The following is a 25,891-nucleotide window of genomic DNA, read 5'->3' as shown; positions in this document are numbered from 1 at the left end:
TCAGTACCTCACTCGCGGGTCGATGAGCGCCGCGATGACGTCGACGATGAAGTTGGTCAGCGCCACGATGACGGCGAGCAGGGCGACGATGCCCTGCACGGCCACGAAGTCGCGGGCCTGGAGGTACTCGGCGAGCTGGAAGCCGAGGCCCTTCCACTCGAAGGTGGTCTCGGTGAGGACGGCGCCGCCGAGCAGCAGGGCGATCTGCAGGCCGATCACAGTGATGATCGGGATGAGCGCCGGCCGGTAGGCGTGGGTGCGGACGAGCCGGAACTCGCTGACGCCGCGCGAGCGCGCCGCGTCCACGTAATCGGTGCCGAGCGTGCCGATCACGTTGGTGCGCACCAGGCGCAGGAAGATGCCCGCGGTGAGCAGGCCCAGTGCGACGGCGGGGAGCACCGCGTGCGAGAGCACGTCCGAGATCGCGGCCGGGTCGCCCGTCTGGATCGCGTCGATCAGGTAGATGCCGGTCTTGTTCTCGAGGAACTGGAGCGAGAGCTCGGTGCTCGTCGAGGCGCGCCCGGCGACGGGGAACCACTTCAGCCAGACGGAGAACACCAGCTTCAGCAGCAGGCCCGCGAAGAACACCGGGGTCGCGTAGCAGAGGATCGCGAAGATGCGCAGCACGGCGTCGGGCGTGCGGTCGCGGTGGTAGGCGGCGAGCATCCCGAGCGGGATGCCGACCAGGAACGCCACGATCAGGGCGTAGAAGGCGAGCTCGACCGTCGCAGCGCCGTAGGTGAGGAGCACCTCGGTGACGGGGCGGTTGTCGCTCAGGGTGGTGCCGAAGTCGCCGGTCAGCAGCTTGCCGAGGTACTCGAGGTACTGCACGATCAGCGGCCGGTCGTAGCCGGCGGCGGCCACACGCTCGGCGAGCTGGTCCGCGGTCAGGCGGCCGCCGAGGGCCGCCGTGATCGGGTCGCCCGTGGAGCGCATGAGGAGGAACACCAGCGTCACGAGGATGAAGACGGTGGGGATGATGAGCAGGAAGCGGACGAGCAGGTAGCGCCCGAGTCCGCCCCCGGAGCCGCGCGGTCGCCGTGTGGGCGCCGTCGCCGCAGCCGTCGTGGCTGTCGTCACGTGATGCCTTTCGTGGAGAACGGCCGGCGCCTCCTGTCGGGGAGGCGCCGGCCGCGAGGGGGTGGATCAGCCCTTGCTGAGTGCCGCGTAGCGGAACTTGAACGAGGCGTCGAGGGTGTCCTCGGCTCCGCTCACGGTGCTGCCGACGACCGCGACCTGCGAGCCCTGCAGGTAGGGGACGGTCGAGAGCTGCGCCGCGACCTTCTCCTGGATCTGCTCGATCAGCGCGGTGCGCGCGTCGGCGTCGGTGGTCGAGACCTGCTGCGCGATCAGGCTCTGCACCTCGGCGTCGTCGAAGTGGTTCGCGAGGAAGTTCTCCTTGATGAAGAACGGCGAGAGGTAGTTGTCGGCGTCGGAGTAGTCGGGGAACCAGCCGAGCTGGTAGGCCGGGTAGACGTCGCTCGAGCGGTCCTTCGAGTACTGCACCCACTCCGTGGTCTGCAGGTTCACGGTGAAGAGGCCGGTCGACTCCAGCTGGTCCTTGATCAGCGCGTACTCGTCGCCCGAGGACGGACCGTAGTGGTCGTTCGAGTACTGCAGGTTCAGGGTGACCGGAGCGGTGACGCCGGCGGCCTCGAGGGTCGCCTTCGCCTTGTCCGCGTCGGGCGCGCCGTTGCCGTCGCCGTAGAGCGACTTGAGCGGCTCGACCGCGCCGGTCAGGCCGGCGGGGACGTAGGAGTAGAGGGGGGTGTAGGTGCCCTTGTAGACCTGGTCGGCGATCTCGTCGCGGTCGATCAGGTCGGCGACGGCCTGGCGCACGGCGAGGGCCTTGGCGCTGTCGGCCTCACCGGTCGTCGCGCCGAAGGGCTGGGTGTCGAAGTTGAAGACGATGTAGCGGATCTCGCCGCCGGGGCCGTCCACGACCTTGACCGTGTCGTTGCCGCGGAGGTCGTCGATGTCCGTCGCCGAGAGGCTGCGGAACGCGACGTCGATGTTCCCCTCCTGGATGTCCAGCTTGAGGTTGGACGAGTCCGCGTAGTACTTGACGTTGACGGTGTCCGTCTTCGCCTCGCCGAGAACGCCCTGGTAGTCCGGGTAGGCCTTGTACTGGATGAGGTTGTTCACGTCGTAGTTCGCGATCGTGTACTGGCCGGCGAAGGCGTCGCCCGAGACGATGTCGGCGTCCGCGGTCAGCTCGTCGGCCGAGAAGACCTCCTCGTCCACGATCGGGCCGGCGGGGCTCGAGAGGATCTGCGGGAAGGTCTGGTCGTTCTCGGACTTCAGCGTGAAGACCACGGTCGTGTCGTCCGGAGCCGCGACGCTGTCGAGGTTCGCCAGGAGCGAGGACGGGCCGTTCTCGGCCGCGATGCCGACCTGGCGGTCGAAGGAGAACTTCACGTCGGAGGAGGTGAGGTCGTGGCCGTTGGCCCACTTCAGTCCCTCCTTCAGCTTCACGGTGTACTCCGTGGGAGCGGTGAACTCCGCCGACTCGGCGATGTCGGGCTCGACGTCCGGGCTGCCGTAGGGGGTGTTCATCAGGAACGGGAACACCTGGTTCATCACGGCGAACGAGCCGTTGTCGTAGGAGCCCGCGGGGTCGAGCGTCGTGATCTTGTCGGTGGTGCCGATGGTCAGGGCCCCTCCGGCGCTGCCGCCGGACGAGTCGTTCCCGCCGGCGGCGCAGCCCGTCAGCACGAGCGCGACCGCGGCGAAGCCTGCGGCGGCGGCCAGTGCACGGGTGCCGCGAGTGGATGCGGAATTCATCTCCGTCTGCCTCTTCCTGTCAAGGATGGGATGCGGGCGCGCTCCGGGCGCGCGGACTCTCGGCACACAGATCTCCTGTGGGCTGTGGCGTCACGACACTGGACGCCCGCATTGCTGTTCCTCATAGGTAACACAGTTGGAAGCGCTCTCCGAACCGGCACGGGCGTGCGGCCGATTTCTTCACACGACCGCAACACGCTCACTCCGTGCGCAGCGCCCGCTTCTCGCGCTCGAGCTCGACCAGGCGCACCTGCACCGCGCGCGCCATCACCGGATCGGCGGACGCGCGCTGGAGCGCCCCGCGCAGCTCGGCGATCTCGCGGAGCAGGTCGCGCTCGATGAGCGAGATCGCCACGTCGCGGGAGTAGCGGGCGAGCCCCTCCTCGTCGGCGGCCGGGATCGGCGCCACCGCGAGCTGGCGCACCAGCGAGGCGAAGGGGCCGGGGACGTCGTCGGCGACGTGCTCGACCCAGTCGCGGTCCTCCGCCCGCTCGAGGTTCGCGACCACGGCGTCGCGGACCACGCGGAGGGTCTCGTTGGTGACCGCCGCGTGCGCCGCCCTGGCCAGGAGCTCCGGACCCATCGCCTGCGGAAGCTGGAGCATCGCCATCAGCGCCTCGCGCTCGATGCGCGTGACGACGTCGACGGGGAGGTCGGCGATGCGCGCGCCGAGGGGCGCCTCGGCCGCGGGTGATCCGCCGCCGCCTCGGCCGCCCTGCTGGTCGCGGCCCTCGGGTCCGGAGGAGCGGGGCCGGGATCCGGCGGAGCGCACGGCGGAGTTGACCTCGGCCATGTCCAGGCCGAGCATCCGGGCGAGCTCGCGGGAGTAGCCGGGCCGCAGCGCCGGGTCGCGGATCTCGGCGACGACCGGGGCGGCCGCGCGCAGGGCCGCGATCCGGCCCTCGACCGTCTCGAGGTCGTAGCGGTCCAGCAGCTGCCGGATCACGAACTCGAACATCGGCTTCTTGTCGTCGACGAGGCGGCGGACGGCGTCGTCTCCGCGGTTCAGGCGGAGGTCGCAGGGGTCCAGGCCCTCGGGCGCGACGGCGACGAAGGTCTGCGCGGCGAAGCGGTGCTCCTCCTGGAACGCGCGCATCGCCGCCTTCTGGCCCGCCGCGTCGGGGTCGAAGGTGAAGACGACCTCGCCGACGCCGCTGTCGTCGCCCAGCACCCGGCGCAGCACCTTGATGTGGTCGACGCCGAAGGAGGTGCCGCAGGTGGCGACCGCGGTGGTGACGCCGGCGAGGTGGCAGGCCATGACGTCCGTGTAGCCCTCGACGACGACCACCCGGTGCCCGCGGGAGATGTCCCGCTTGGCGAGGTCGAGCCCGTAGAGCACCTGGGACTTGTGGTAGACGGGCGTCTCGGGGGTGTTGAGGTACTTGGGGCCCTTGTCCTCCTCGAGGAGGCGGCGGGCGCCGAAGCCGACGGTCTGGCCGGTCACGTCGCGGATCGGCCAGACGAGGCGGCCGCGGAAGCGGTCGTAGACGCCGCCGCGGTTGTTGCTGCTGACCAGGCCGGCCGTGGTCAGCTCCTCCTCCGAGAAGCCGCGGCGCTTGAGCGCGGTCGTGAGACCGTCCCAGCCGTCGGGCGCGAAGCCGACGCCGAAGCGGTCGGCGGCGGCGCGGTCGAAGCCCCGCTCGCCGAGGAAGCGCCGACCGACGTCGGCGCCCGGGGCCGCGAGCTGCTCGCGGAAGTACTCCTCCGCGGCGTCGTTCGCGGCGAGGAGGCGCGCTCGCCCGCCGGTCTCGGGCGCGCGGCCGTCGCCGTCCTCGTACTGCAGCGGGAAGCCGATGCGCCCGGCGAGGCGCTCGACGGTCTCGCTGAACGAGCTGTGGTCCATCTTCATGATGAAGCTGTAGACGTCGCCCGACTCCTGGCAGCCGAAGCAGTGGTAGAAGCCGGCCTGCGGGCGGACGTGGAAGCTGGGGCTGCGCTCGTCGTGGAAGGGGCAGAGGCCCTTCAGCGAGCCGATGCCGGCCGACTTCAGCGTGACGTACTCGCCGATCACGTCGCCGATGTTCACCCGCGCCTTGACCTCCTCGACATCTGACTGTCGGATCCGAGGCATGGGGTCCATCGTATCGGCCGCCGGAGCCGCCGAGCCGGGGTGGGGAGAACTGCACCAGGGCGGCGCGGATCACCCCGGAGACCTGTGATCGGCCCCGCACCCCGAGATCAGGGTCATCCCTGATCCGCACCCGCCCGCCGTCTCCGAGAATCGACCCATGCCCCCTGCCGCCGCCCGCCCGCCTCTCCTGCGTGCTCTGCTCGTCGCCCTGCTCGGCGGTCTCGTCCTGGGCGGGCTCACCAGCCTGCTGCAGGGCTCCCTCCCGCCGTCGGTGAGCTCGTTCGCCAACTCCTCCGGGGGCTGGTCCATGCTCGTGTTCGCGCTCGTGCGCCTCGGCGGCGCCCGACCGGCGGCGGCGACCGCTCTCGGCCTGCTGAGCTTCTGGGCGCTGCTCGAGGGCTACGACCTGGTGACCGCGGCGCGCGGCTTCGGCTACTCGCCTCCCTTCACGGACGTCTTCTGGCTGCTCGCCGTCCCCGCCGGGCCGATCCTGGGCGCCGCCGCCGCACTCACCCTCCACGGCTCGAGGACGTGGCGCGTCCTGGCTGTCGCGCCGCTCTCGGGCGTGCTGATCGGCGAGGGCGTCTGGGCGCTGGGCGCGGTCGCCGACACCACGAGTCCGGTGTACTGGTGGCTCCAGATCGTCCTGGGCGCGGGCTTCCTCGTCCTGGCCGTCGTGCGGAGGAGGCCGCGCGCACTCGTCTCGCTCGCGGCGCTCGGCATCACCGCGGCGGCCGCCGTCGCCTTCTTCGTCGTCTACTCCGCGCTGTGAAGCGTTCGAGAGGGTCGTCGCGGACCCTCCGCGCACTCGCGGGTTCCGCCCTCCTCCTGGCCCTCGCCGGGTGCACCACCACCGCGGACGCCCCGGTCGCGCCGCCGTCGTCCGCCTCCGTGCCGTCGTCGGCGTCCTCCGCCACCCCTCCTCCGATCGACGTCGCCGCCGAGCTGGCCGTGCTCGAGAACGAGTTCGACGCCCGGATCGGCGTCAGCGCCGTCGACACCGGCTCGGGTCGCCGGGTCGATCACCGGGCCGACGAGCGCTTCGGCTTCGCCTCGAGCCTCAAAGCCCTCGCCGCGGCGGAGTTCCTGCGCACCGTCCCCGCCGCCGAGCGGGACGAGGTGGTCACCTGGACCGTGGCCGACGTCGAGGCGGCGGGCTACTCCCCCGTCACGGAGGAGAGCACCGCCACCGGCCTGCCGCTGTCGCAGCTCGCCGAGGCGGCCGTCCGCCGGAGCGACAACACAGCGCTGAATCTCGTCCTCCGGCGCCTCGGCGGACCCTCCGCCCTCGACCGTGGACTCGAGGCTCTCGGCGACACCACCACCGAGGTGGTGAACGAGGAGCCCGCTCTGAACACGATCGAGCCCGGCAGCATCGACGACACCACCACCCCGGCCGCGTTCACGGCGGACCTCGCCGCGGTCGCCACAGGTGACGTGCTGTCCGCGGAGGACCGGGCACTCCTGCTCGACTGGATGAGCGGCAACGCGACCGGCGACACTCTCGTCCGGGCGGGCGCTCCGGCCGGCTGGAGCGTCGCGGACAAGTCCGGGGGCGCCGGCGGGATCCGCAACGACGTCGCCGTGGTGACGCCTCCCGGGCGGGACGCGGTCGTGCTGTCGATCCTCTCGGCGCGCAACGACCCCGAGGCGGACTACGACGACGCGCTGGTCGCCCGCGCCGCGGCCGTCGTGCTGGGAGCCCTGCGGTAGCGGCCGCCCGGCGTCAGCAGTGCCGGTTCACGTAGCCCGCTGCGCCACGGGGGACGACGTCGCGGTCGCGGAGGGTGACCGAGATGCTCCGGCCCTGCGCGGCGCAGGCCTCGGAGTAGGCGGACCGGCCGTTGTCGGTGTACTCGATCTCGTAGACCTGGCGCCCGTAGACGTCCGTGTACGCCGCGCACTCGTCGTAGACCTGGCACTCCTCGACGACGGCGAAGTCGAAGCCGACCGTCCTCTTCCCGGCAGCGGCGAGATCGGCTCCGTTCTTCTGGCCGATCGCCAGGCCGGAGCGGTGAGCGCGCGCCGTCAGGAGGGTGGCGAACGCCAGCGCCTGCGACTTCGTCAGCCTCCCGCCCGAGCGGGTGTAGCTGTCCAGATTATCGGCCTCGACGGCGTCGAAGCCGTCCTCGGCGCAGCCGTCGATCCAGGCGCCGACGATCGCGAGCAGAGCGGTCCGCTTCGCGGCGGTCGAGACGTCGAAGAGGTACTCGCCCGGCCAGCCCGGATCGGCGAGGGGCTTCCCGTCCGCTCGCCTCACCAGGAGCTCGGGGTGCCGCTTCGCGAAGGCGGCGCTCTCGCCGGGCTGGGTCTGGAAGGCGTTCACGTAGCAGATGCTGTAGCGGCCGGCGGCGGGCGCGTCCGTGCGGTCGCGGTCGACGATGGTGACGCTCGACGCCGGAGCGTAGGCGCCTCCCAGCTGGTAGTCGAGGACGCCGTTCGCGGGAGGGAGCAGCGGTGCAGCCGAGGCCGCGGCGGGCTGGACCAGCAGCAGCCCCGCGACGACCAGGGCGAGGAGGCCGAGACGGGGCCGACGCGGCCTCATCCGGGAGCTCCCGGCGTGCGCCCTGCGGCTCGCACGCCCGTGGCCGCCGGCAGCGCGCCGAGTGCGAGCTCGCCGATGACCGCGATGCGGTCCGCCGGTGCTCCGTCGCGGGCCTGCGTCGACATCCCGCTGAGCACGGCGACGACGAAGGCGGCGACGGATCCGGCGTCCGTCTCCGGCGGCGCGTCGCCCTCCTCGATCCCGCGCTCGACTCGGGCGGCGACGAGCGCCTCCATCTCGCGGCGACGGGCCTCGAGCCGGGGCTCGCTCAGCACGAAGCAGCCGGCAGGAGTGCCGGGCGCGGAGTACCCCTCCGCGCTGACGCGCACGACGGCGGCGACGGCCTCGCGCGCCGTCGGCCGGTCGAGCAGCTCCTCGAGCACGGCGTTCGCGGTGCCGGAGTAGCAGGCCGCGGCGGCCTCGAAGAGCTCGTCCTTGTCGCCGAAGGCGGCGTAGAGGCTCGGGGCCGAGATGCCGATGTCGCGGGTGAGCACCGCGACCGTCGTCTCGTCGTAGCCGTCGCTCCAGAAGCGGTTCATCGCGGTCCGCAGCGCCGCTTCGCGATCGAAGCTCCTCGGTCGTCCTGCCATGCCCATCAATCTATAGCAGGCGCTACGGAATGTGCTAGCGTCGTCACCCGTTCTTTATCGATCGCTACAGAAAGCGGACCCCATGCAGATCCACGATTCCACCGCCCTCGTCACCGGCGCCAACCGGGGCATCGGCGCCGAGTTCGTCCGGCAGCTCCGCGCCCGCGGCGCCCGCACCGTCTACGCCGCCGCCCGCGAGGTCTCCTCGATCGCGGTGAGCGAGGGCGTCGTCCCCGTCGCACTCGATGTGACGGACCCGGAGCGCATCGAGGAACTGGCCGCCGAGCTCGGCGACCTGCGGATCCTCGTCAACAATGCGGGCATCGCGCCGACCGTGCCCTTCCTCACCGGCGACATCGCCGAGATCCGCCGCACCGTCGAGACGAACGCGTTCGGACCGCTCCTGCTGACCCGCGCCTTCGCCGGCCACCTCCGTCGCGCCGGCGGCGGCGCCGTGCTCACCGTGCTGTCCGTGTCGTCCTTCACGTCGTTCCCGGGCGCCGAGTCCTACTCGATGTCGAAGGCCGCGGCGTGGAGCGCGACCGACGGCCTCCGCCTCGCTCTGGCCGAGCAGGGCACCCAGGTCCTCGGCCTGCACATGGGGTTCGTCGACACCGACATGGCGTCCTGGACGGACGCGCCCAAGTCCTCGCCGGAGGCGATCGTGACCGCCGCCCTCGACGGCCTCGAGCGCGGCGACTCCGAGGTGCTCGCCGACGACATCGCCCGCAGCGTCAAGGCCGGCCTCGCCCTCGATCCCGCGGAGCGCTACGGGCAGCTGCTCGCCGGCTGATCCTCGACAGGCGGCGTCACCGGAGGTCGTCGTCGATGCCGCGGAGGTCGAGGACGAAGCGGTAGCGCACGTCGTTCCTCGCCAGCCGGTCGAGGGCGATCTCGACCTCCGCGACCGGCAGCACCTCCACCTCCGCGGCGACGCCCTCCGCGGCGCAGAAGTCGAGCAGGTCCTGCGTGCAGCGGCGCCCTCCGCTGCCGGCCGAGGCGAGCCGCTTCCTGCCGACGAGCAGGTCCAGGACGTCCACAGTCACGGTGCCGAGGTGCCCGAGCAGGAACAGGGTGCCGTCGAGGGTGAGCACGCGCAGGTAGTCAGCCGGGTCGTGCGGGGCGGACACCGTGTCGATCACGACGTCGAGCGAGTCGCGGGCGGCGGTGAGCGCCTCCGCGTCCGTCGTGACGACGACGTGCTGCGCTCCGAGCCGGCGGGCGTCCGGCTCCGTGCCCGGAGACGTGGTCAGGAGCGTGACCTCGGCGCCGAGAGCCGCGCCCAGGCGGACCGCCAGGTGGCCGAGTCCGCCGAGGCCCGCCACACCGAGGCGGGTCCCGGGCCCGACTCCCGACGCTCTCAACGGCTCCCAGACCGTGATCCCCGCGCAGAGAAGCGGTGCGGCCGCGGCCGGGTCCAGACCCTCGGGGAGTGCGTAGGCGAACCGCTCGCTCACGACGTACCGGCCGGAGTACGCCCCGAGCGTGGGCGTGCCGTCGATCCGGTCCGTGCCGCCGTAGGTGAGCGTCGGGGAGCTCGCGCAGAAGTTCTCCTGGCCGGCGCGGCACATGCCGCACTCGCCGCACGAGTCGACGATGTTCCCCACCGCGACCGCGTCGCCCGGGCGGAACGCCGTGACTCCCGTGCCGACGGCGAGGACCTCGCCGACGAACTCGTGGCCGGGGACGAGCGGGTATCCCGCGTCGGCGCCCAGCGCGTGGAGGTCGCTGTGGCAGACGCCGCAGAAGTCGACGCGGACGTCGAGGTCGTCGGCGCGCAGCTCGCGCCGCCCGACGACGGTGGAGCGGAGGGAGTCGCCGGGACGCTCGGCGAGGAGTGCAGTGGTGAGCATGCCGGCAACACTACCTACCGGTTGGTAGCTTCTCCGGGATCGTCAGCGGAGTCGCAGGGCCGCGTCGACGACCTGTCCCAGTGCGGCTCGTCGGCGCTGGTGCACAGGGTCGGGGTCGCCGGGGTCGGCGACCGTGGTGACGGAGCCCTGGGCCCAGGCCGCGGCGGTCGCGATGAGGAGGGTCCAGAGATCGGCAGGGTCGAGGTCGGGGCGGAGGAGGCCGGCGCGCTGCTGCTCCGCGATGTCGGCGAGGTTCGCCTCGTCGATGCCCTCGTTGCCCGCGTACAGGTAGCCGTCCGGTTCCTGCTCGAGCCGCTTCCACATGACCAGGCGCATCAGCGCGGGGTCGGCCAGGTAGTCGTCGTAGAGCCGTCTCGCGTAGTCCGCGGGGTCCGCCGCCGTGAACGGCACCCGCTGGGCGTTGGCGAGCACGTGCGCGTCGAACACCGCGTCGAACAGCCGCTCCTTCGCTCCGAAGTGGGAGTACAGCATCGGCTTGCTCATCCCCGACCGTGCCGCTATGCGGTCGACCCGCGCTCCCGCCAGCCCGTGCGCCGCGAACTCCTCCGTCGCCGCCTCGAGGATCCGCTGCCGTGTCCGCTCCGCTCCCACGCCCTCACCGTACCCGCCGCCCCGCGCCCCTCCGCGCCTCGCGGTGCGGCGCCCTCCCCGCCCTCCGAGCCGACCGGCCGACCCGCATGCCGACGCATCGCCTCAGACGGACGCACCCGGCTCCCTGGAACCCACCACCCCGACAAGCCGACCGCGGTGACGCCTGGCGGTGACCGGCGTGCACCGCCACCGCCGAACGGCCGATCCGCGTGCCAGCGGATCGCCCTAGGCGGACGCACCCCGCTCCACGAAACGCACCACCCCGACAAGCCGACCGCGGTGACGCCCGGCGGTGACCGGCGTGCCCCCGGCACCGCCGAACGGCCGATCCGCGTGCCAGCGGATCGCCCTAGGCGGACGCACCCCGCTCCACGAAACGCACCACGTCGCCGAGCCGACCGCGCCACGCCGGGCAGGGACCGGCGTGGAATCGAGCACAGCCGAACGGCCGATCCGCGTGCCAGCGGATCGCCCTAGGCGGACGCACCCCGCTCCACGAACCGCACCACGTCGCCGAGCCGACCGCGCCACGCCGGGCGAGGACCGGCGTGGAATTCAGCACAGCCTCTCGAACCAGGCGAGGGCGCTCTGGTCGGTGAGGTTGGCGACCTGGTCGACGACGACGCGGCGGCGGGCGCCGTCGTCGGGGGCGGCGTGCCAGTCCTCGGCGAAGCCGGGCTCGAGGGTTCCCGGGCCGCGGTCGAGGAGGGTGTCGGCGAGGCGGGTGAGGACTTCGCGCTGCTGAGCGTAGATGGGCTGGCGGGTGTTCCGCGACATCACGAACGTCGCGACGATCCCCTTGAGCACGGCGATCTCGGCCTGCTGCTCGCGGGGGACGACGACGTGGCCGCCGAAGCGGACGAGGTCGGGGTGCTGGTACGCCTCGCGGGTGGCCTCGGTGGCGGCGGCGGCGAAGCGGCCGATGAGCTGGCTGGTGAGGTTCTTGAGCCGGGCCTGGTCGCGGCGGGAGCCGTCCCAGGAGGAGACCCACACGTCGAGCGAGTCGAGACGGTCGAAAGCGGCGACGAGCTCGTCGTGTCCGACCTCCCCGCCGACCCAGGAGTGCATCGACTGCACGAGGTCCTCGTGGTCGGCGCGGGAGCCGAGTGCTTCGACGTCGATGTAGCCGGAGACCACCGCGTCCTCGAAGTCGTGCACGGAGTAGGCGATGTCGTCCGAGAGGTCCATCACCTCGGCCTCGATGCAGCGCACCCCCTCGGGGGCGCCCTCGCGCATCCAGGCGAACGCGGGGGCGTCGTCGGCGTAGAAGCCGAACTTGGCGCGCCCCGACGGGTCGGCGACCGAGCGCGTGTCGGGCCAGGGGTACTTGCAGCTAGCGTCGATGCTGGCGCGGGTGAGGTTCAGCCCGTAGGGGCGGGCGTCGTCGCCGAACACCTTCGGCTCGAGCCGCGTGAGCAGCCGGAAGGTCTGCGCGTTGCCCTCGAAGCCGCCGATCCCCTCGGCCCAGGTGTTGAGCGCGCGCTCGCCGTTGTGCCCGAACGGCGGATGCCCGATGTCGTGCGCGAGGCAGGCCGTGTCGACGACGTCGGGGTCGAGGTCGAGGCTCGTGGCGAGCTCCCGGCCGATCTGCGCCACCTCGAGCGAGTGGGTCAGGCGGTTGCGCGCGAAGTCGACGCCCGCCGTGGGGCTGAGCACCTGGGTCTTCGCGGCCAGGCGGCGGAGCGCGCTGGAGTGGAAGAGCCGGGCGCGGTCGCGGGCGAAGTCGGAGCGGCGGGTCGAGTGGTCCTCCGGCAGGAACCGCTCGGTGTCGACGAGCGAGTACCCCCAGAGCGCGCGGTCATCCACCGCTGTTGTGGATCTCGGCGGCCGAGACCGCGTCGCGCTGCCCGGCGTCGAGCTCGCGGGACTCGAGCCAGCGGTCCGGGAGGGAGGGGACCTTGGGCGAGCCGGCGCGGCCCCGCTGCCCCTCGGCCGCCTCGCCCGGATAGGGCTGCGTCCAGTCGAGCGTCGCCAGGAGCTCGTCGAGCTGCGCGAGCGACTCGACGGTGGCCAGGCGGGCGCGGAGGTCGCCGCCGACGGCGTAGCCCTTGAAGTACCAGGCGACGTGCTTGCGGATGTCGCGGCAGCCGCGCTCCTCGCTCTCGAAGAAGTCGACGAGCAGCTCCGCGTGGCGGCGGAACGCTTCGGCGACCTGCCCGAGCGAGGGGCGGAACCGCTCGTCGGAGCCGGCGAACGCGGCGGCGAGGTCGCCGAAGAGCCAGGGGCGCCCGAGGCAGCCGCGACCGACGACGACTCCGTCGCAGCCCGTCTCGGCCATCATCCGCAGCGCGTCCTCGGCCGACCAGATGTCGCCGTTGCCCAGCACGGGCACGCTCGTGACCGTCTCCTTGAGCGTGGCGATCGCCGACCAGTCGGCGTGCCCGCTGTAGAACTCGGAGGCGGTGCGCGCGTGCAGCGCGATCGACGCGACCCCGGCGCCCTCGGCGGCACGGGCGGCCTCGAGGTAGGTGAGGTGGTCCGGGTCGATGCCCTTGCGCATCTTGACGGTGAGCGGGACGTCGCCGGCGGCCTTCACGGCGCCCTCGACGATCTGCCGGAACAGCGGGAGCTTCCACGGCAGGGCCGCTCCCCCGCCCTTCCGGGTGACCTTGGGCACGGGGCAGCCGAAGTTGAGGTCGATGTGGTCGGCCCGGTCCTCGGCGACGAGCATGGTGACCGCCTCGGCGACCGTGACCGGGTCCACTCCGTAGAGCTGGATCGAGCGCACCGACTCGCTGGGGTGGTGGCGGATGAGGCGCATCGACTCCGGCGTGCGCTCGACGAGCGCGCGGGAGGTGATCATCTCGCTCACGTAGAGGCCGTTGCCGAACTCGCGGCAGAGGCGGCGGAACGCCGTGTTGGTGATGCCCGCCATGGGGGCGAGCACCACCGGCGCGTCGAGTTCGAGGGGGCCGATCCGGAGCGCCGGCGCGGTGCGCGCGGGCGGGGCGGCCGTGAGAGTGGAGGACATCGGTATCGATTCTCCCAGATCCTGTGTTGGGGAAGGCGGAGTGACGAGCAGAGAGGTGGAGAGATGAACGGGAACACACCTGTGGAGGACGGTTCGCAGCGGCTGGAGGCGGACGCGTCCGCCCGCGGCCTGGCGGTCGAGATCGTGGAGAGGCCCGCTGCCGGCAGCCTGCACGAGGCGGCCGCGCTGCTCGGCATCGAGCCCGGCGACATCGTGAAGTCGCTCGTGGTGAAGCGCCACGACGGCGGCTACCTGTTCGCCCTCGTCCCCGGCGGGCGGCAGATCGCGTGGCCGAAGCTGCGCGCGGTGGTCGGAGTGAACAAGCTCCGCCTCCCGGACGAGACGGCCGCCCTCGAGGCGACCGGCTACCGGCGCGGCACCATCACCCCGATCGGCTCCACGACGGCCTGGCCGGTCTACGCCGACGAGCGGATCCTCGGCCGCCGCGTCGCGATGGGAGCCGGCGCCGACGGGCGCAGCGCCTTCGTCGACGCGGACGCCCTCGTGGCCGCCTACGGCGCGACCGTCGCCGACATCACCGTGGAGGAGCCTCCGCGGTGATCGGCGGCACCTCGGCCTGCGGTTCTGCGGCCGGGGGCACGGCGCAGACGCCGTCCTCGCACAGCGGCCCGCCGGAGTCGCCCAGCATCTCGAACGGCCCGCTCACGCGACGGCCGCCCGCTGCTCCAGCACGTGCTCGAGGACCTCGGTGAACGCCGCCGGCTCCTGGGCGCCGGAGACGCCGAAGCGCCCGTCGAGGACGAAGAACGGCACCCCCGATATCCCGTACTCGCGGGCCTTGGCGATGTCGGACTGCACCCGCCCGAGGTAGCGCCGGTCCTCGAGAGCGCGGCGCGTCTCCGCCGGGTCGAGCCCGACCTCGCCGGCGAGCGAGGCGAGCACCTCCGGATCGGCCAGGTCGCGGCCCTCGACGAAGTACGCGCTCAGGAGACGCTCGACGAGCTCGAGCTGCAGTCCGTTCTCCTTGGCGTGGTGGAGCGCCTGGTGGGCGGTGACCGTCTTGACGTGGCGCACCGACTCGAAGTGGTAGTCGAGGCCGACGCTCGCCGCGATCGCCGTGACGGAGTCGAGCATCTGCTGCGCCTGCGCCTCCGGGATGCCCTTGTGCTCGGCAAGGAACGCCGCCTCTCCCCCGCGGTAGTCCTCCGGCGTGTCCGGCGAGAGCTCGAAGCTGCGGTACTCCACGACGACCTCCGGAGCCTCGGGGTGCGCGGCGCGGAAGGCCTCGAGCCCGCGCTCGAACCGGCGCTTCCCGATGTAGCACCAGGGGCAGGCGATGTCGGACCAGACGTCGACGGACAGGGGGCTCGGCTCAGCACTCACCCCCAGGACAACGGAGGGGGCGCCCCGCTATTCCCGCAGCACGCGGACGAGCTCGTCCACGTCGGACTCATCGTTCCAGAGGTGGAAGGCGATGCGGAGCCGGCCGCCGCGGCCGGAGACGCGCAGACCCGCGGCCTGCAGCAGCTCCAGGTCCGCTCCCCCCTCGTCCGGCCAGGACACCAGCGCCCGGTGCTGAGGCTCCCGGTCCAGCCGCTCGCACAGCAGGTCGCCGAGGCCGGAGGCGTGCGCCCAGACCGCGTCGAGGTCGAGCGAGCGGAACAGAGCGAGCGACGCCTCGGCGCCGGCGAACGCCTGCCAGGCCGGCGAGACGTCGAAGCGGCGGGCGTTCTCGGCCAGGTGCATGGCCGGACCGTAGCAGGACGACCACACGTCCTCCCCCGAGTACCAGCCCGCCTGCACGGGGACGAGCTCGGCCGCATAGGCGGGCGAGACGGTGAGGAACGCCACTCCGCGCGGCGAGCACAGCCACTTGTAGGCGTGGGTGAGGGTCGCGTCGAAGCGGGAGGCGTCGACCGGCAGGACGCCGGCCGCCTGCGTGAGGTCGCACGCGGTTCGCACTCCGTGGCGCGCGGCCGCCTCGAGGACGGCGTCGAGATCGGCGAGCGCTCCGCTGCTGGACTGCACGGCGGAGAAGACGACGAGGTCGTCCCCGTCCTCGACGGAGTCGGCCAGCGCCTCGAGCGCGACGGAGCGCACGGTCACTCCGCGGTGCGCCTGGGCGAGGAAGGGGAACACGATGGAGGAGAAGTCGCCGTCCACGCAGAGCACGCGGGCCCCGTCGGGCAGCGAGGCGGCGAGCACGGCGGCCATGGCGGAGGTCTGCGAGCCGATCGCGACACGGTCGACCGGGACGCCGGCGATCGCGGCGAACGAGGCACGCGCGCGCTCGGCGACAGCGCCGTAGGCGGCGGCCGTGCTCTCCCCGGACGACCAGCCGTCGAGGTCCGCCCGCAGCGCCTCGACGGTCTCCCGCGGCGGCAGGCCGAGGGTGCAGGCGTTGTGGTAGCCGCGGGCACCGGCGAAGCGCGCGCGCAGGTCGGCGGAGTTCGGCAGTGCGGTGCTCACCTCTCGAGGATGACGCTCCGGAGCCGGATCGCCAAGACCGGGGAGCGACCGGGCGCGTCGGCGGCGGGCCCGGTCAGCGGGCGGCGAGGGCGTGCGCCTGCTCGAGCACGGCGACGACCTCGCGGGCCTCGCGGACGTTCACCGGCGAGGGAGCGCCGTCCAGGAGCGACCGCGCGACCTGCTCGAGGAACGCGGCGTATCGTCCCCGCTCACTCGGCACGGGGTGTGCGCCGGAGTCGTCGACGAGGACGCCCCATCCCTCCGGCGCGACCTCGCCGAAGCCGTCGTCGTCGGGCCTGGCGCCGCCGGTGCGGAGCGCGGTCTCCTGCGGATCGAGACCGTCGACGCTGAAGGCGGCGCGGGTGCCGAGCACGCGGAAGCGTGGCCCGGTCGCCCGGGCGACGCGGCTCATGGTGAGGTGGGAGCGGACGCCGCTGTGATGCAGGAGCGAGACGAACGCGTCGTCCTCGCTCGCCGAGCCCTCGTGGACGGTCCGGGTCTCGGCCGCCGTGACGACCGCCGGGCCGAACAGCAGCAGCGCCTGGTCGACCAGGTGGCTGCCGAGATCGAAGAGGATCCCGCCGCCCTCGGCCGGACCCGTCTCGCTCTGCCACCGGCCCGTCTTCGGCGCGCTCCAGCGCTCGAAGGTCGACTCGAAGCGGAGGACCTCGCCGAGGACCCCTTCGCCCAGGAGGCGGCGGAGCGTGAGCAGATCGGCGTCCCAGCGCCGATTCTGGAAGACGAAGACGGGCGCACCGCTCCGCTCGGAGGCGGCGATGATCGCGTCCGCGTCGGCGGCGCTCGGTGCGAAGGGCTTGTCGATCACGACGGCGACACCGGCCTCGAGCACCCGGACGGCCTGCTCCCGGTGCACCGACGGCGGCGAGGCGAGCACGACCAGCTCCGGCCGCTCGGCGAGCACCGCGTCGAGGTCGGGCACGATCCGGGCCTCCGGATGCGCGACGGAGGCCGCGGCCCTCCGACCGGCGTCGCGGGTGGAGACGGCGACGACCTCGAAAGCGGGATCCGCCGCGAGGAACGGACCGTGGAAGACGCTGCCCGCGAGCCCGAAGCCGACGATTCCGGCCCGGATCACGAGGAGGCCCCCGGCACGTCGACCGCGCCGCCGAAGCGGCGGGAGCGGCCGGAGTAGTGCTCGATCGCGTCCCAGAGGTCGGTCCGCGTGAAGTCCGGCCAGAGCCGGTCGAGGAACACCATCTCGGCGTAGGCGCTCTGCCAGAGCAGGAAGTTGCTGGTGCGCTGCTCGCCGGAGGAGCGCACGAAGAGGTCGACGTCCGGCATCTCGGGCACGTAGAGCGCCCGGGCGATCGTCTTCTCGGAGATGCCGGAGGGCTTGAGCCGCCCTGCCTGGACCTCGGCGGCGAGCCGCTGCACCGCGTCGGCGATCTCGGTGCGCCCGCCGTAGTTGACGCACATGGTGAGGGTGAGCACGTCGTTGTCCGCGGTCATCCGCTCGGCGAACTGCAGCTCGTTGATCACCGACGCCCACAGGCGCGGCTTCCGGCCGGCCCAGCGGATGCGCACGCCCCACTCGTTGAGCTGATCGCGCCGGCGGTGCAGCACGTCGCGGTTGAAGCCCATCAGGAAGCGCACCTCCTCGGGCGAGCGCTTCCAGTTCTCGGTCGAGAACGCGTAGACGCTGAGGTGCTTCACGCCGATCTGGATCGCTCCGGCCACGACGTCCAGCAGCGCCGTCTCGCCGCGCTTGTGCCCCTCGATCCTCGTCAGGCCGCGGGAGTTCGCCCAGCGGCCGTTCCCGTCCATCACTATGGCGACGTGCCCCGGAACGGCCTTCCGCGGGATCGCGGGCGGGTGGATCCCGGTCCAGTCGAGGGGGCGGTACGGCTCGGCGTCCTTGTGGGTGAAGGGCTTCATCGGGTGACGTGCTCCAGGGATCTCAGACCGCGTTCGAGATGGAACTGCGTGTAGGCGGCGACCACTCCGCTCGCCCGCGACCGCGTGGTCGGCTCGGTGGTCTCGGCATGGGCCCAGTCTCCTGTAAGCAGTGCGCCCAGCAGGACCACGACCTCCGGAGCGACCCGCGGTGCGCCGGGCGGCGTGCAGTCGGCGCAGACGACGCCTCCGAGCTGCACCACGACCGCGCCGTGGGGCCCGGGGGCGCCGCAGCGCGCGCAGTCCTCGAAGCTGGGCGCCCAGCCCGCGATCGAGAGCGCCCGCAGGAGGTAGGAGTCGAGCGTCAGCACCGGCTCGTGCTCGTGCTTCGAGAGCGAGCGCAGGGCCCCGACGAGCAGCAGGTACTGCTGCAGGGAGGCGTCCGCGTCAGTGAGGCGGTCCGCCGTCTCGACCATCGCGCTCGCCGCCGTGTAGCTGTCGTAGTCGGCCGCGATCAGCGCACCGTAGGCGCCGAGCGACTCGGCCTGCGTGACGATGTCGAGGCTCCGGCCCTCGTAGAGCTGGAGGTCGGCGACCATGAACGGCTCGAGCCGCGAGCCGAACTTGGAGCCGGTCTTGCGCACGCCCTTCGCCACCGCGCGGATCTTGCCGTGGCTGCGCGAGAGCAGCGTCACGATGCGGTCGGCCTCGCCCAGCTTGTGCGTGCGGAGCACCACGGCTTCGTCGCGATAGGTGGGCATCCTCCGATTATCCCCCCGACCCCCGACACCCGGCTGGCAGCCCGGCCGGAGCAGGGCCCGCGCCGTGGAACGATGTCCGGGTGGCAGCCTCCCTCTTCGAGATCCCGGCCTGGGCCGACCTGCTCGCGATCGCCATCGGCTGCCTCCAGGGCGCGATGTTCGCGGGCGAGTTCCGCGACCGCCGGATCGACCTGCTCGGCGTCACGATCATCGGCACGGCCACCGGCCTCGGCGGCGGCGTGCTCCGCGATCTGCTGCTCCAGACGCCTCTGGTGGCCCTGCACACCGACGCGTACCTGATCGTCGCGGTGACCGCCTCCCTGCTCGGGATGCTGCTCCAGCACCTGCTGAACCGGGTCGACGGGACGATCACCGCCCTCGACGCGCTGACCCTCGGGCTCTTCGGCGCGATCGGCACCACGAAGGCCCTGTCGCTCGGCGTGCCGGAGGTGCCGGCCGTGTTCGTCGGCACCGTCTCGGCCGTCGGCGGATCCGTCGTCCGAGACATCCTGCTGAACCGGCCGATCGCGCTGATGCACGTCGGCTCGCTCTATGCGGTCGCCGCCTCGGTGGGCACCGGCGTCCTGGTCCTCGCGCTGCGCTTCGGAGTGACGATCGACTTCGCCGCGCCGCTCGCGGTGGGCGTGACCACGGTCATCCGGCTGCTCGCGGTCCGCTACGGCTGGAGCCTGCCCGAACAGCGCGCGCTCAGCGGGGTGCCGCGCCTGCGCTGGCGCCGCCGGACCTAGCGGCGGCCGACCCGGACGCAGGGAGCGGAGTCCCGCGCGGTCCGCGCACGGGAATGCCGTGGGAGCCGCGACGCATCACGGCTCCCACGGCGGGGATCGGGCCCGATCAGGCGGAGGCGCCGGCCAGCTCGCGGACCGGGACCTCCTCGCGCAGGGCGCGGTTGACGGCCGAGACGATGGCCTTGAGGGAGGCGGTCGAGATGTCGGCGTCCACGCCCACGCCCCACAGGGTGCGGCCGTTCACCGTGCACTCGACGTACGAGGCGGCCAGCGCGTCGCCGCCGGCGCTGAGCGCGTGCTCGACGTAGTCGAGGACCCGGACCTCGACGCCCTGCTGCTCCAGCACGGCCTCGAAGGCGTTGATCGGGCCGTTGCCCCGCGAGCTGGCCGAGACGCGCTCGTCGCCCACCCGGAGGACCGCGTCCAGCGCGATGCTGCCGCCCAGATCGCTCGACGTGTTCGTGCGCAGCAGCTCGAAGCGGCCCCACTTCTCGTCGGCGCGCTCGGCGGGCGCCGGCAGGTACTCGTCCTGGAACACCGTCCAGATCTGCTCGCTCGTGACCTCGCCGCCCTCGGCGTCGGTCTTGGCCTGCACGACGCCCGAGAACTCGATCTGCAGCCGGCGCGGCAGGTCGAGCGCGTGGTCCGTCTTCAGCAGGTACGCGACTCCGCCCTTGCCGGACTGCGAGTTGACGCGGATGACCGCCTCGTAGGAGCGGCCCAGGTCCTTCGGGTCCACCGGCAGGTAGGGCACGGCCCAGGTGAGCTCGTCGACGCTTCGGCCGGTCCGCTCGGCCTCGGCCTGCATCGCCTCGAAGCCCTTCTTGATGGCGTCCTGGTGCGAGCCGCTGAAGGCGGTGAAGACCAGGTCGCCCGCCCAGGGGCTGCGCTCGGGCACGGGCAGCTGGTTGCAGTACTCGGCGGTGCGCTTGATGCCGTCCATGTCGCTGAAGTCGATCTGCGGGTCGATCCCCTGGGTGAACAGGTTCACGCCCAGCGCGACCAGATCGACGTTGCCGGTGCGCTCGCCGTTGCCGAAGAGGCAGCCCTCGATCCGGTCGGCACCGGCCAGGTAGCCCAGCTCGGCCGCCGCCACGGCCGTGCCGCGGTCGTTGTGGGGGTGCAGCGACAGCACGATGTTCTCGCGCTGCGCGAGGTTGCGGCTCATCCACTCGATCGAGTCTGCGTAGACGTTCGGGGTGGCCATCTCGACGGTGGCGGGCAGGTTCAGGATGACCTTGCGCTCGGGAGTCGGCTCGAAGACCTCGACGACCCGGTCGCAGATCTCGCGGGCGAAGTCGAGCTCGGTGCCGGTGTAGCTCTCGGGCGAGTACTCGTAGTAGACGGCCGTGCCGGGGACGGTCGACTCCATCTCGCGGCACTTGCGGGCGCCGGCCAGCGCGATGTCGATGATGCCCTGACGGTCCTTGCGGAACACGACCTCGCGCTGCAGCACGCTCGTGGAGTTGTAGAGGTGCACGATCGCCTGGCGCGCGCCGCGGATCGACTCGTAGGTGCGCTCGATCAGGTGGTCGCGGGCCTGGGTCAGCACCTGGATGGTGACGTCCTCGGGGATCGCGCCCTCCTCGATGAGGCTGCGCACGAAGTCGAAATCGGTCTGGCTCGCGCTCGGGAATCCGACCTCGATCTCCTTGTAGCCCATCCGGACCAGCAGATCGAACATGATGCGCTTGCGCTCGGGGCTCATCGGGTCGATGAGCGCCTGGTTGCCGTCGCGGAGGTCCACGGCGCACCAGCGGGGCGCGGTCGTGATGCGCTTCGACGGCCAGGTGCGGTCGGGCAGGTCCACGGCGATCAGCTCGTGGAAGGGACGGTACTTGCCGATCGGCATGGGCGACGGCTTCTGGTTGTTCAGCATGAGGTGCTCTCCCGGCGCAGTGGTGCGCACGTGTCTGTTCTCGCTCGTGACCGATCCCGCTCGCGTGCGGCTCCGCTGGTGGGCGGTGCCGGTCGGGCGGTCTCGCGGGGATCCGGATGCGGATCGACCTCGCGGGCGAGGGATGGTTCAGCCGACGACGGACTCCGCGACGAGGATGGCCTGAGGATCAGATCTCGTCGCGGCGGAGAAGGAGGAGCTGTCCGAAGCGCACCCGGTCAGGGTAGCACCGCCCCCGCGGCGCGTCACCCCGGCGTCCCGCGCTAGGAGACCAGGCCGTTCTCGTAGGCGTAGACCACCAGCTGCACGCGGTCGCGCAGGCCGAGCTTGCCGAGGGTGCGGCTGATGTGCGTCTTCACCGTCGCCTCGCTCAGGAACTCGGCGCGCGCGATCTCGGTGTTGCTCATCCCCCGCGCGGCCAGGTGGAAGATCTCGCGCTCGCGGTCGGTGAGGGTCGCGAAGGCGGGCGGGGTCTCGCGTCCGCTGCCCGCCGCTCCGAAGTGCTCGAAGAGCTCGCGGGTCGCGGAGGCGGCGACCACGGCGGTCCCCGCGTGCACGGTGCGGACGGAGGCGAGGAGGAAGCCGGGCTCCGTGTCCTTCAGGAGGAAGCCGCTCGCGCCCGCCCGGATGGCGCGCGCGGCGGCCTCGTCGAGGTCGAAGGTGGTCAGCACGAGGATGCGCGGAGGCTCGACCCGCCGCTCCTGCGCGTCCGCGAGGATCCGCCGGGTCGACTCGATCCCGTCGACGCCCGGCATCCGGATGTCCATCAGCACGACGTCGGGGGCCAGCCGCGCGACCAGCTCCGCACCCTCCGCCCCGTCCGAGGCCTCGCCGACCACCTCGAGGTCGGGCTGCGAGCCGAGCAGCATGCGGATGCCGGCGCGGAAGAGGGCCTGGTCGTCGACGAGGACGAGGCGGATGGTGTCGGTCATGCGGGGCTGCCTCCGGAGGCGAGGGGTGGGGCGGTGCGGGCGAGGGACGGGGAGGAGGGCAGGCGCGCGTCGACGACGAAGTCGTCCCCGACCGGGCCGGCGGCGAGCACTCCCCCGACGAGCGCGGCGCGCTCGCGCATGCCGACCAGGCCGTGGCCCTCGCCCGGCAGGGAGTCGCGCTCGACGTCGGCGCACCGGGCGTTGCGCACGGTCAGGGCGAGCTCGCCGCCATCCTGGCGCAGGGCGATGTCGAGCGGCGAGCCCGGGCGGCCGTGGCGGAGAGCGTTCGTGGTCGCCTCCTGGGCGATGCGGTACAGGGCCAGACCGACGGCGCGCGGCACCGCCTCCAGGTCGACGGCGAGCTCGGCGCGGACGGGGGCTCCGGCTCCGCCCACGCTGTCGAGGAGGGCCGGCAGGTCGCGGGCGCCGGGCTGCGGGCCGTCGCTCTGCGAGTGCCGCAGCTGGGCGAGGAGCACGCGCACGTCGCCGAGGGCGTCCCGGGCGACGGAGGAGATGGTCAGCAGCGCGGCGTCGGTCTGCTCGGGGCTGGTGGCGCCGAGGTAGCGCGCGCCGTCGGCCTGCGCGATCACCACGGCGAGGGAGTGGGCGACGACGTCGTGCATGTCGCGGGCGATCCGGTTGCGCTCCTCCACGGTGTCGAGCTCGCGCTGCGCTCGGGCGCGCTCCTGCTCGGCCTGCGCGCGCAGGGTCTGGCCCTCCCGGGCCCGGCGGACCGCCCGCGAGAGCAGGCCGATGGTCCAGGAGAGGCCGAGCGTCGCGAGGATCCCGCCGAAGGTGGCTCCGGCCGACAGCAGGCCGTCGTAGGCGCTCGCGACGAGGTCGAAGACGAGGACGAGGTAGACCACGGCGACCACGGCGCCGAGGACGGCCGACACCGCGCCCGCGATCCGCACCCGTCGCGACTCCGACGCGCCGGCGCCGAAGAGGACGGCCAGGATGGCCAGATCCGCCGGTCCGGGAGTGAGGCTCGCGCTCATCTGCAGGGCGGCACCGGCCCAGGCGATCGAGAGGGCGAGGACCGGTGACCGCCGGTGCAGTACCAGCGCGACCGCGAGCACGCCCGCGACCAGCAGCTGCATCGCGCCGTCCACCCCGGCGAACGGGAGGCCGGCGACGAGGAGGAGCACCAGCGCCTGACCACCGGCGACCCCCACCGCGAAGGGGTCCTGCGGCCCGGCGACCCGGGTCAGCAGCGCGTCGATCCGATCGCCCGCGAGGACCGGCGCCCGCAGCGCGTTGAGGTACACGAGGACCTTCGCCGCACCGAGCACGGAGGCGACCGCGAGGGCGACCAGGGCGAGGACCACGAACTCCACGCGCGCCGGGAGCCCGGACGGATCGAGCGGGCCGGAGAGGCCGAGCGCGACGGTGACGCCGCCGATCCCGGCGAGAATCAGGCCGCCCGCGAGCGCCAGGGCACGGGTCCAGGGGCCCACCCGGCGGGTCGTCTGCCAGAGGACGACCAGGCCGACGAGCACCCCGTCGACGGGGACGCCGCCGAGCAGGACGCCTCCGTCGGCGAGCGCGCCGACCGCGACGAGCGAGGGGGCGAGCGCGGGCAGGAATCCCGCGACGGCGAGGGCCAGCGCGAGCACGAGGCCGCCGGCGATCCGCTCGGTCGGAGTGACCCCGGTGAGCCCGAGCAGCAGATGGAGGGCGGCGAGCAGCGCCCCGGCGATCGGCAGGGCCGCCGGTCGGTCGAGGAGGGCGCGCATGAGGACCACGCTACGGGTCCGCGCGCCCGGGGGCGTCGTCCTGGAGGGTGACCGCGGTCGTCCTCCGGCGTCAGAAGCCCAGGCGCCCCAGCAGCTTCGGGTCGCGCTGCCACTCCTTGGCGACCTTCACCCGGATGGAGAGGAACACGCGGCGGCCCAGCAGACGCTCGATCTGCTCGCGGGAGACGGCTCCCACCTCGCGCAGGCGCTGGCCGCCCTTGCCGATGATGATGCCCTTCTGACTGTCGCGCTCCACGAAGACGTTGGCGTAGATGTCGATCAGCGAGCCGTCCTCGCGCTCGACCATGTCGTCGAGCGTCACGGCGAGGGAGTGCGGCAGCTCGTCCGAGACGCCCTCGAGGGCGGCCTCGCGGATGAACTCGGCGATCCGCGAGGACAGGTCCTCGTCGGTCACCGCCTCCTCCGGGTAGAGGGCGGGCGAGACCGGCATCAGGCGCAGGAGCTCGACGGCCAGGACGTCCAGCTGCTCCTCGGTCACGGCCGAGATCGGCACGATCGTGTCCCACTCGCGCAGCTCCGAGACGGCGAGCAGCTGCTTCGCCACGGACTTCTTCGAGGAGAGGTCGACCTTCGAGACGATCGCGACCTTCCGGGCGCGCGGGAAGGAGTCGAGCTGCTCGTTGATGAAGCGGTCTCCCGGGCCGATCGGCTCGTCCGCCGGGAACAGCATCCCGATCACGTCGACGTCGCCGAGGGTCGAGGTGACGAGCGAGTTCAGCCGCTCGCCGAGGAGCGTGCGCGGCCGGTGGATGCCGGGGGTATCGACGACGATCAGCTGGCCGTCGGTGCGGTGCACCACTCCGCGGATAGCGCGCCGCGTGGTCTGGGGCTTCGAGCTCGTGATGGCGATCTTCTCGCCGACGAGGGCGTTCGTGAGCGTCGACTTGCCCACGTTCGGGCGGCCGACGAAGGACACGAAGCCCGCCCGGTAGGGAGCGGCGGCGGGAGTGGTGTCGGTCATCGTGCGTCCTCGTGCTGATCGCCCGTGGCTCCGCGGGTGGGAGCCGTGCTCGGGCTGGGGGTGGTGGTGCCGCCGTCCGCGATGATCGCGACGGGGCCGGTGCCGGGCTCGCCGGCGGTGTCCAGATCGGGATCGCGGCGGACGATCACCGTGGAGATGGTCCCACGGCGAGGGTCCGCCTGCTCGGCCTCGAGCAGCACTCCGCCGATCCGCGCCGTCGCGCCGCGCTCGGGGAGGCGCCCGTAGGCCTTGGTCAGCAGTCCGCCGACCGAGTCGACGTCGTCGTCCTCGAGGTCGAGCTCGAACAGCTCGCCGAGCTCGTCCACCGGCAGGCGCGCCGAGACGCGGTAGACCCCGGGCGCCGTCTCCTCGAAGAGGTCGACCTCGCGGTCGTACTCGTCGGAGATGTCGCCGACGAGCTCCTCGATCAGGTCCTCCAGCGTCACCAGGCCCGCGATGCCGCCGTACTCGTCGACCACCATCGCGAGGTGGTTGGACTCGAGCTGCATCTGGCGGAGCAGCTCGTCGGCCTTCTTCGACTCGGGCACGAACAGCGCGGGGCGCGCGAGATCGGCGACCGTGTCGTCGTCGTCCGGCCGCTCGTAGGTGTGCCGGGCCACGTCGCGCAGGTAGAGCACGCCGAGGACGTCGTCGACGCCGTCGCCGATGACGGGGAGCCGGGAGATGCCGCGGCTCAGCAGGAGCCCCATGCCGGCGCCGACGGAGGAGGTCGCCTCGATCGTCACCATGTCGGTGCGGGGCACCATCACCTCGCGGACGAAGGTGTCGTTGAACTCGAAGATCGAGTGGATCAGCTCGCGGTCGTCCTGCTCGAGCACGTCCTGCTCGGTCGCCTCGTCGACCATGCTGAGCAGCTGCTCCTCGGAGGAGAACCCCGCCGAGCGCCCGGTTCCCGGGGTCACCCGGTTGCCGAGGGCCACGAGCCCGTGCGCGACCGGACCCAGCGCGAGCCGGAGCACGTGCACGAGCGAGGCGCTGGTGGACAGGACCGCGCGGGCGTTGGCGCGCCCGACGCTGCGGGGGCTGGAGCCGACCAGGACGAACGAGACCGCCGCCATGATCAGGACCGCCAGCAGGAGCGCGAGCCAGAGCTGCGGGACCTC

Annotated in this window: 24 protein-coding genes; 5 read left to right on the top strand and 19 right to left on the bottom strand. The window is 72.6% G+C overall.

The features are described from left to right. The 3 genes from C5B92_RS11175 to dnaG all read right to left on the bottom strand — a co-directional run bounded on the left by C5B92_RS11175 (window position 1) and on the right by dnaG (window position 4,855). Window positions 1-1,080 carry an ABC transporter permease gene (locus tag C5B92_RS11175; protein ID WP_104223444.1) on the bottom strand — a complete coding sequence of 360 codons (1,080 nt, stop codon included), beginning with the start codon at window positions 1,078-1,080 and terminating at the stop codon, window positions 1-3. A 66-nt stretch (window positions 1,081-1,146) separates the two neighbouring features. Further along, on the bottom strand, window positions 1,147-2,784 hold the full coding sequence (locus C5B92_RS11170; protein ID WP_104223443.1) for an ABC transporter substrate-binding protein: 1,638 nt from the start codon (window positions 2,782-2,784) through the stop codon (window positions 1,147-1,149). Between the two features lie 199 nt (window positions 2,785-2,983). Beyond that, window positions 2,984-4,855: a DNA primase gene (gene dnaG, locus C5B92_RS11165; RefSeq protein ID WP_104350405.1), complete on the bottom strand. Its 1,872-nt coding sequence runs from the start codon at window positions 4,853-4,855 to the stop codon at window positions 2,984-2,986. A gap of 157 nt (window positions 4,856-5,012) precedes the next feature. Between dnaG and C5B92_RS11160 the strand changes: the two genes are divergently transcribed. Together C5B92_RS11160 and bla are read left to right on the top strand one after the other, a co-directional pair. Next, complete coding sequence (locus C5B92_RS11160) at window positions 5,013-5,627, top strand: DUF6518 family protein (RefSeq protein ID WP_181028808.1); 615 nt, start codon at window positions 5,013-5,015, stop codon at window positions 5,625-5,627. After that, window positions 5,624-6,568 (top strand): class A beta-lactamase, encoded by a 945-nt coding sequence (bla, locus tag C5B92_RS11155; RefSeq protein ID WP_104350404.1) that lies wholly within the window; start codon window positions 5,624-5,626, stop codon window positions 6,566-6,568. Before C5B92_RS11160 ends, bla begins: the two co-directional genes overlap by 4 nt. A 13-nt stretch (window positions 6,569-6,581) precedes the next feature. Here the strand turns inward: bla and C5B92_RS11150 are convergent, their stop codons facing one another. Together C5B92_RS11150 and C5B92_RS11145 are read right to left on the bottom strand one after the other, a co-directional pair. Beyond that, the gene (locus tag C5B92_RS11150; RefSeq protein WP_104350403.1) at window positions 6,582-7,400 is read right to left on the bottom strand and encodes an endo alpha-1,4 polygalactosaminidase; all 819 of its coding nucleotides are present in this window, start codon (window positions 7,398-7,400) and stop codon (window positions 6,582-6,584) included. Continuing rightward, window positions 7,397-7,990: a TetR/AcrR family transcriptional regulator gene (locus C5B92_RS11145; RefSeq protein WP_104350402.1), complete on the bottom strand. Its 594-nt coding sequence runs from the start codon at window positions 7,988-7,990 to the stop codon at window positions 7,397-7,399. Before C5B92_RS11145 ends, C5B92_RS11150 begins: the two co-directional genes overlap by 4 nt. A gap of 82 nt (window positions 7,991-8,072) precedes the next feature. Here C5B92_RS11145 and C5B92_RS11140 point away from each other — a divergent pair, with 82 nt between their 5' ends. Beyond that, entirely contained in the window at window positions 8,073-8,783 is a 711-nt protein-coding gene (locus C5B92_RS11140) for an SDR family oxidoreductase (RefSeq protein ID WP_104350401.1), read from the top strand. 16 nt (window positions 8,784-8,799) lie between these two features. Here C5B92_RS11140 and C5B92_RS11135 read toward each other — a convergent pair whose 3' ends face one another. The 4 genes from C5B92_RS11135 to dusB all read right to left on the bottom strand — a co-directional run bounded on the left by C5B92_RS11135 (window position 8,800) and on the right by dusB (window position 13,426). Next, on the bottom strand, window positions 8,800-9,843 hold the full coding sequence (locus C5B92_RS11135) for an NAD(P)-dependent alcohol dehydrogenase (protein WP_104350400.1): 1,044 nt from the start codon (window positions 9,841-9,843) through the stop codon (window positions 8,800-8,802). A gap of 42 nt (window positions 9,844-9,885) precedes the next feature. After that, complete coding sequence (locus C5B92_RS11130; protein WP_104283504.1) at window positions 9,886-10,455, bottom strand: TetR family transcriptional regulator; 570 nt, start codon at window positions 10,453-10,455, stop codon at window positions 9,886-9,888. A gap of 555 nt (window positions 10,456-11,010) precedes the next feature. After that, window positions 11,011-12,261: a deoxyguanosinetriphosphate triphosphohydrolase gene (locus C5B92_RS11125; RefSeq protein ID WP_104350399.1), complete on the bottom strand. Its 1,251-nt coding sequence runs from the start codon at window positions 12,259-12,261 to the stop codon at window positions 11,011-11,013. Then, the gene (dusB, locus tag C5B92_RS11120; RefSeq protein ID WP_104223437.1) at window positions 12,254-13,426 is read right to left on the bottom strand and encodes a tRNA dihydrouridine synthase DusB; all 1,173 of its coding nucleotides are present in this window, start codon (window positions 13,424-13,426) and stop codon (window positions 12,254-12,256) included. Before dusB ends, C5B92_RS11125 begins: the two co-directional genes overlap by 8 nt. Before the next feature lie 63 nt (window positions 13,427-13,489). Between dusB and C5B92_RS11115 the strand changes: the two genes are divergently transcribed. Continuing rightward, the gene (locus tag C5B92_RS11115; RefSeq protein WP_104350398.1) at window positions 13,490-13,987 is read left to right on the top strand and encodes an aminoacyl-tRNA deacylase; all 498 of its coding nucleotides are present in this window, start codon (window positions 13,490-13,492) and stop codon (window positions 13,985-13,987) included. A gap of 102 nt (window positions 13,988-14,089) precedes the next feature. Here C5B92_RS11115 and C5B92_RS11110 read toward each other — a convergent pair whose 3' ends face one another. The 5 genes from C5B92_RS11110 to recO all read right to left on the bottom strand — a co-directional run bounded on the left by C5B92_RS11110 (window position 14,090) and on the right by recO (window position 18,471). Further along, a complete protein-coding gene (locus tag C5B92_RS11110) occupies window positions 14,090-14,770 on the bottom strand; it encodes a DsbA family protein (RefSeq protein WP_104350397.1) in 681 nt (226 codons plus the stop codon). Between the two features lie 27 nt (window positions 14,771-14,797). Then, entirely contained in the window at window positions 14,798-15,856 is a 1,059-nt protein-coding gene (locus tag C5B92_RS11105) for an aminotransferase class V-fold PLP-dependent enzyme (RefSeq protein WP_104283503.1), read from the bottom strand. Window positions 15,857-15,929: 73 nt separating this feature from the next. Next, the gene (locus C5B92_RS11100) at window positions 15,930-16,952 is read right to left on the bottom strand and encodes a Gfo/Idh/MocA family oxidoreductase (RefSeq protein ID WP_104350396.1); all 1,023 of its coding nucleotides are present in this window, start codon (window positions 16,950-16,952) and stop codon (window positions 15,930-15,932) included. Next, a complete protein-coding gene (locus tag C5B92_RS11095) occupies window positions 16,949-17,752 on the bottom strand; it encodes an isoprenyl transferase (RefSeq protein WP_104238220.1) in 804 nt (267 codons plus the stop codon). Before C5B92_RS11095 ends, C5B92_RS11100 begins: the two co-directional genes overlap by 4 nt. Further along, complete coding sequence (gene recO, locus C5B92_RS11090; protein ID WP_104223431.1) at window positions 17,749-18,471, bottom strand: DNA repair protein RecO; 723 nt, start codon at window positions 18,469-18,471, stop codon at window positions 17,749-17,751. Before recO ends, C5B92_RS11095 begins: the two co-directional genes overlap by 4 nt. 80 nt (window positions 18,472-18,551) lie before the next feature. Here recO and C5B92_RS11085 point away from each other — a divergent pair, with 80 nt between their 5' ends. Then, window positions 18,552-19,220, top strand: a complete 669-nt coding sequence (locus C5B92_RS11085) for a trimeric intracellular cation channel family protein (protein ID WP_104223430.1) — start codon at window positions 18,552-18,554, stop codon at window positions 19,218-19,220. Between the two features lie 106 nt (window positions 19,221-19,326). Here C5B92_RS11085 and leuA read toward each other — a convergent pair whose 3' ends face one another. The 5 genes from leuA to C5B92_RS11060 all read right to left on the bottom strand — a co-directional run. Next, window positions 19,327-21,099, bottom strand: a complete 1,773-nt coding sequence (leuA, locus tag C5B92_RS11080; protein ID WP_104238221.1) for a 2-isopropylmalate synthase — start codon at window positions 21,097-21,099, stop codon at window positions 19,327-19,329. A 281-nt stretch (window positions 21,100-21,380) separates the two neighbouring features. After that, on the bottom strand, window positions 21,381-22,049 hold the full coding sequence (locus C5B92_RS11075) for a response regulator transcription factor (protein WP_104234459.1): 669 nt from the start codon (window positions 22,047-22,049) through the stop codon (window positions 21,381-21,383). Beyond that, window positions 22,046-23,785, bottom strand: coding sequence for a sensor histidine kinase (locus tag C5B92_RS11070; protein ID WP_146079305.1), 1,740 nt, complete (start codon window positions 23,783-23,785; stop codon window positions 22,046-22,048). Before C5B92_RS11070 ends, C5B92_RS11075 begins: the two co-directional genes overlap by 4 nt. Before the next feature lie 70 nt (window positions 23,786-23,855). After that, entirely contained in the window at window positions 23,856-24,767 is a 912-nt protein-coding gene (era, locus tag C5B92_RS11065) for a GTPase Era (RefSeq protein ID WP_104223426.1), read from the bottom strand. Beyond that, a partial coding sequence (locus C5B92_RS11060; protein WP_104350395.1) for a hemolysin family protein occupies window positions 24,764-25,891 on the bottom strand: 1,128 nt, incomplete at its 5' end. The genes C5B92_RS11060 and era, both read right to left, overlap by 4 nt.

It is taken from the genome of Rathayibacter sp. AY1A4 (genome assembly GCF_002930955.1).
GTDB lineage: Bacteria > Actinomycetota > Actinomycetes > Actinomycetales > Microbacteriaceae > Rathayibacter.
Note: the sequence above shows the minus strand (reverse complement) of the source record. Positions and strands in the feature narration are given on the sequence as shown.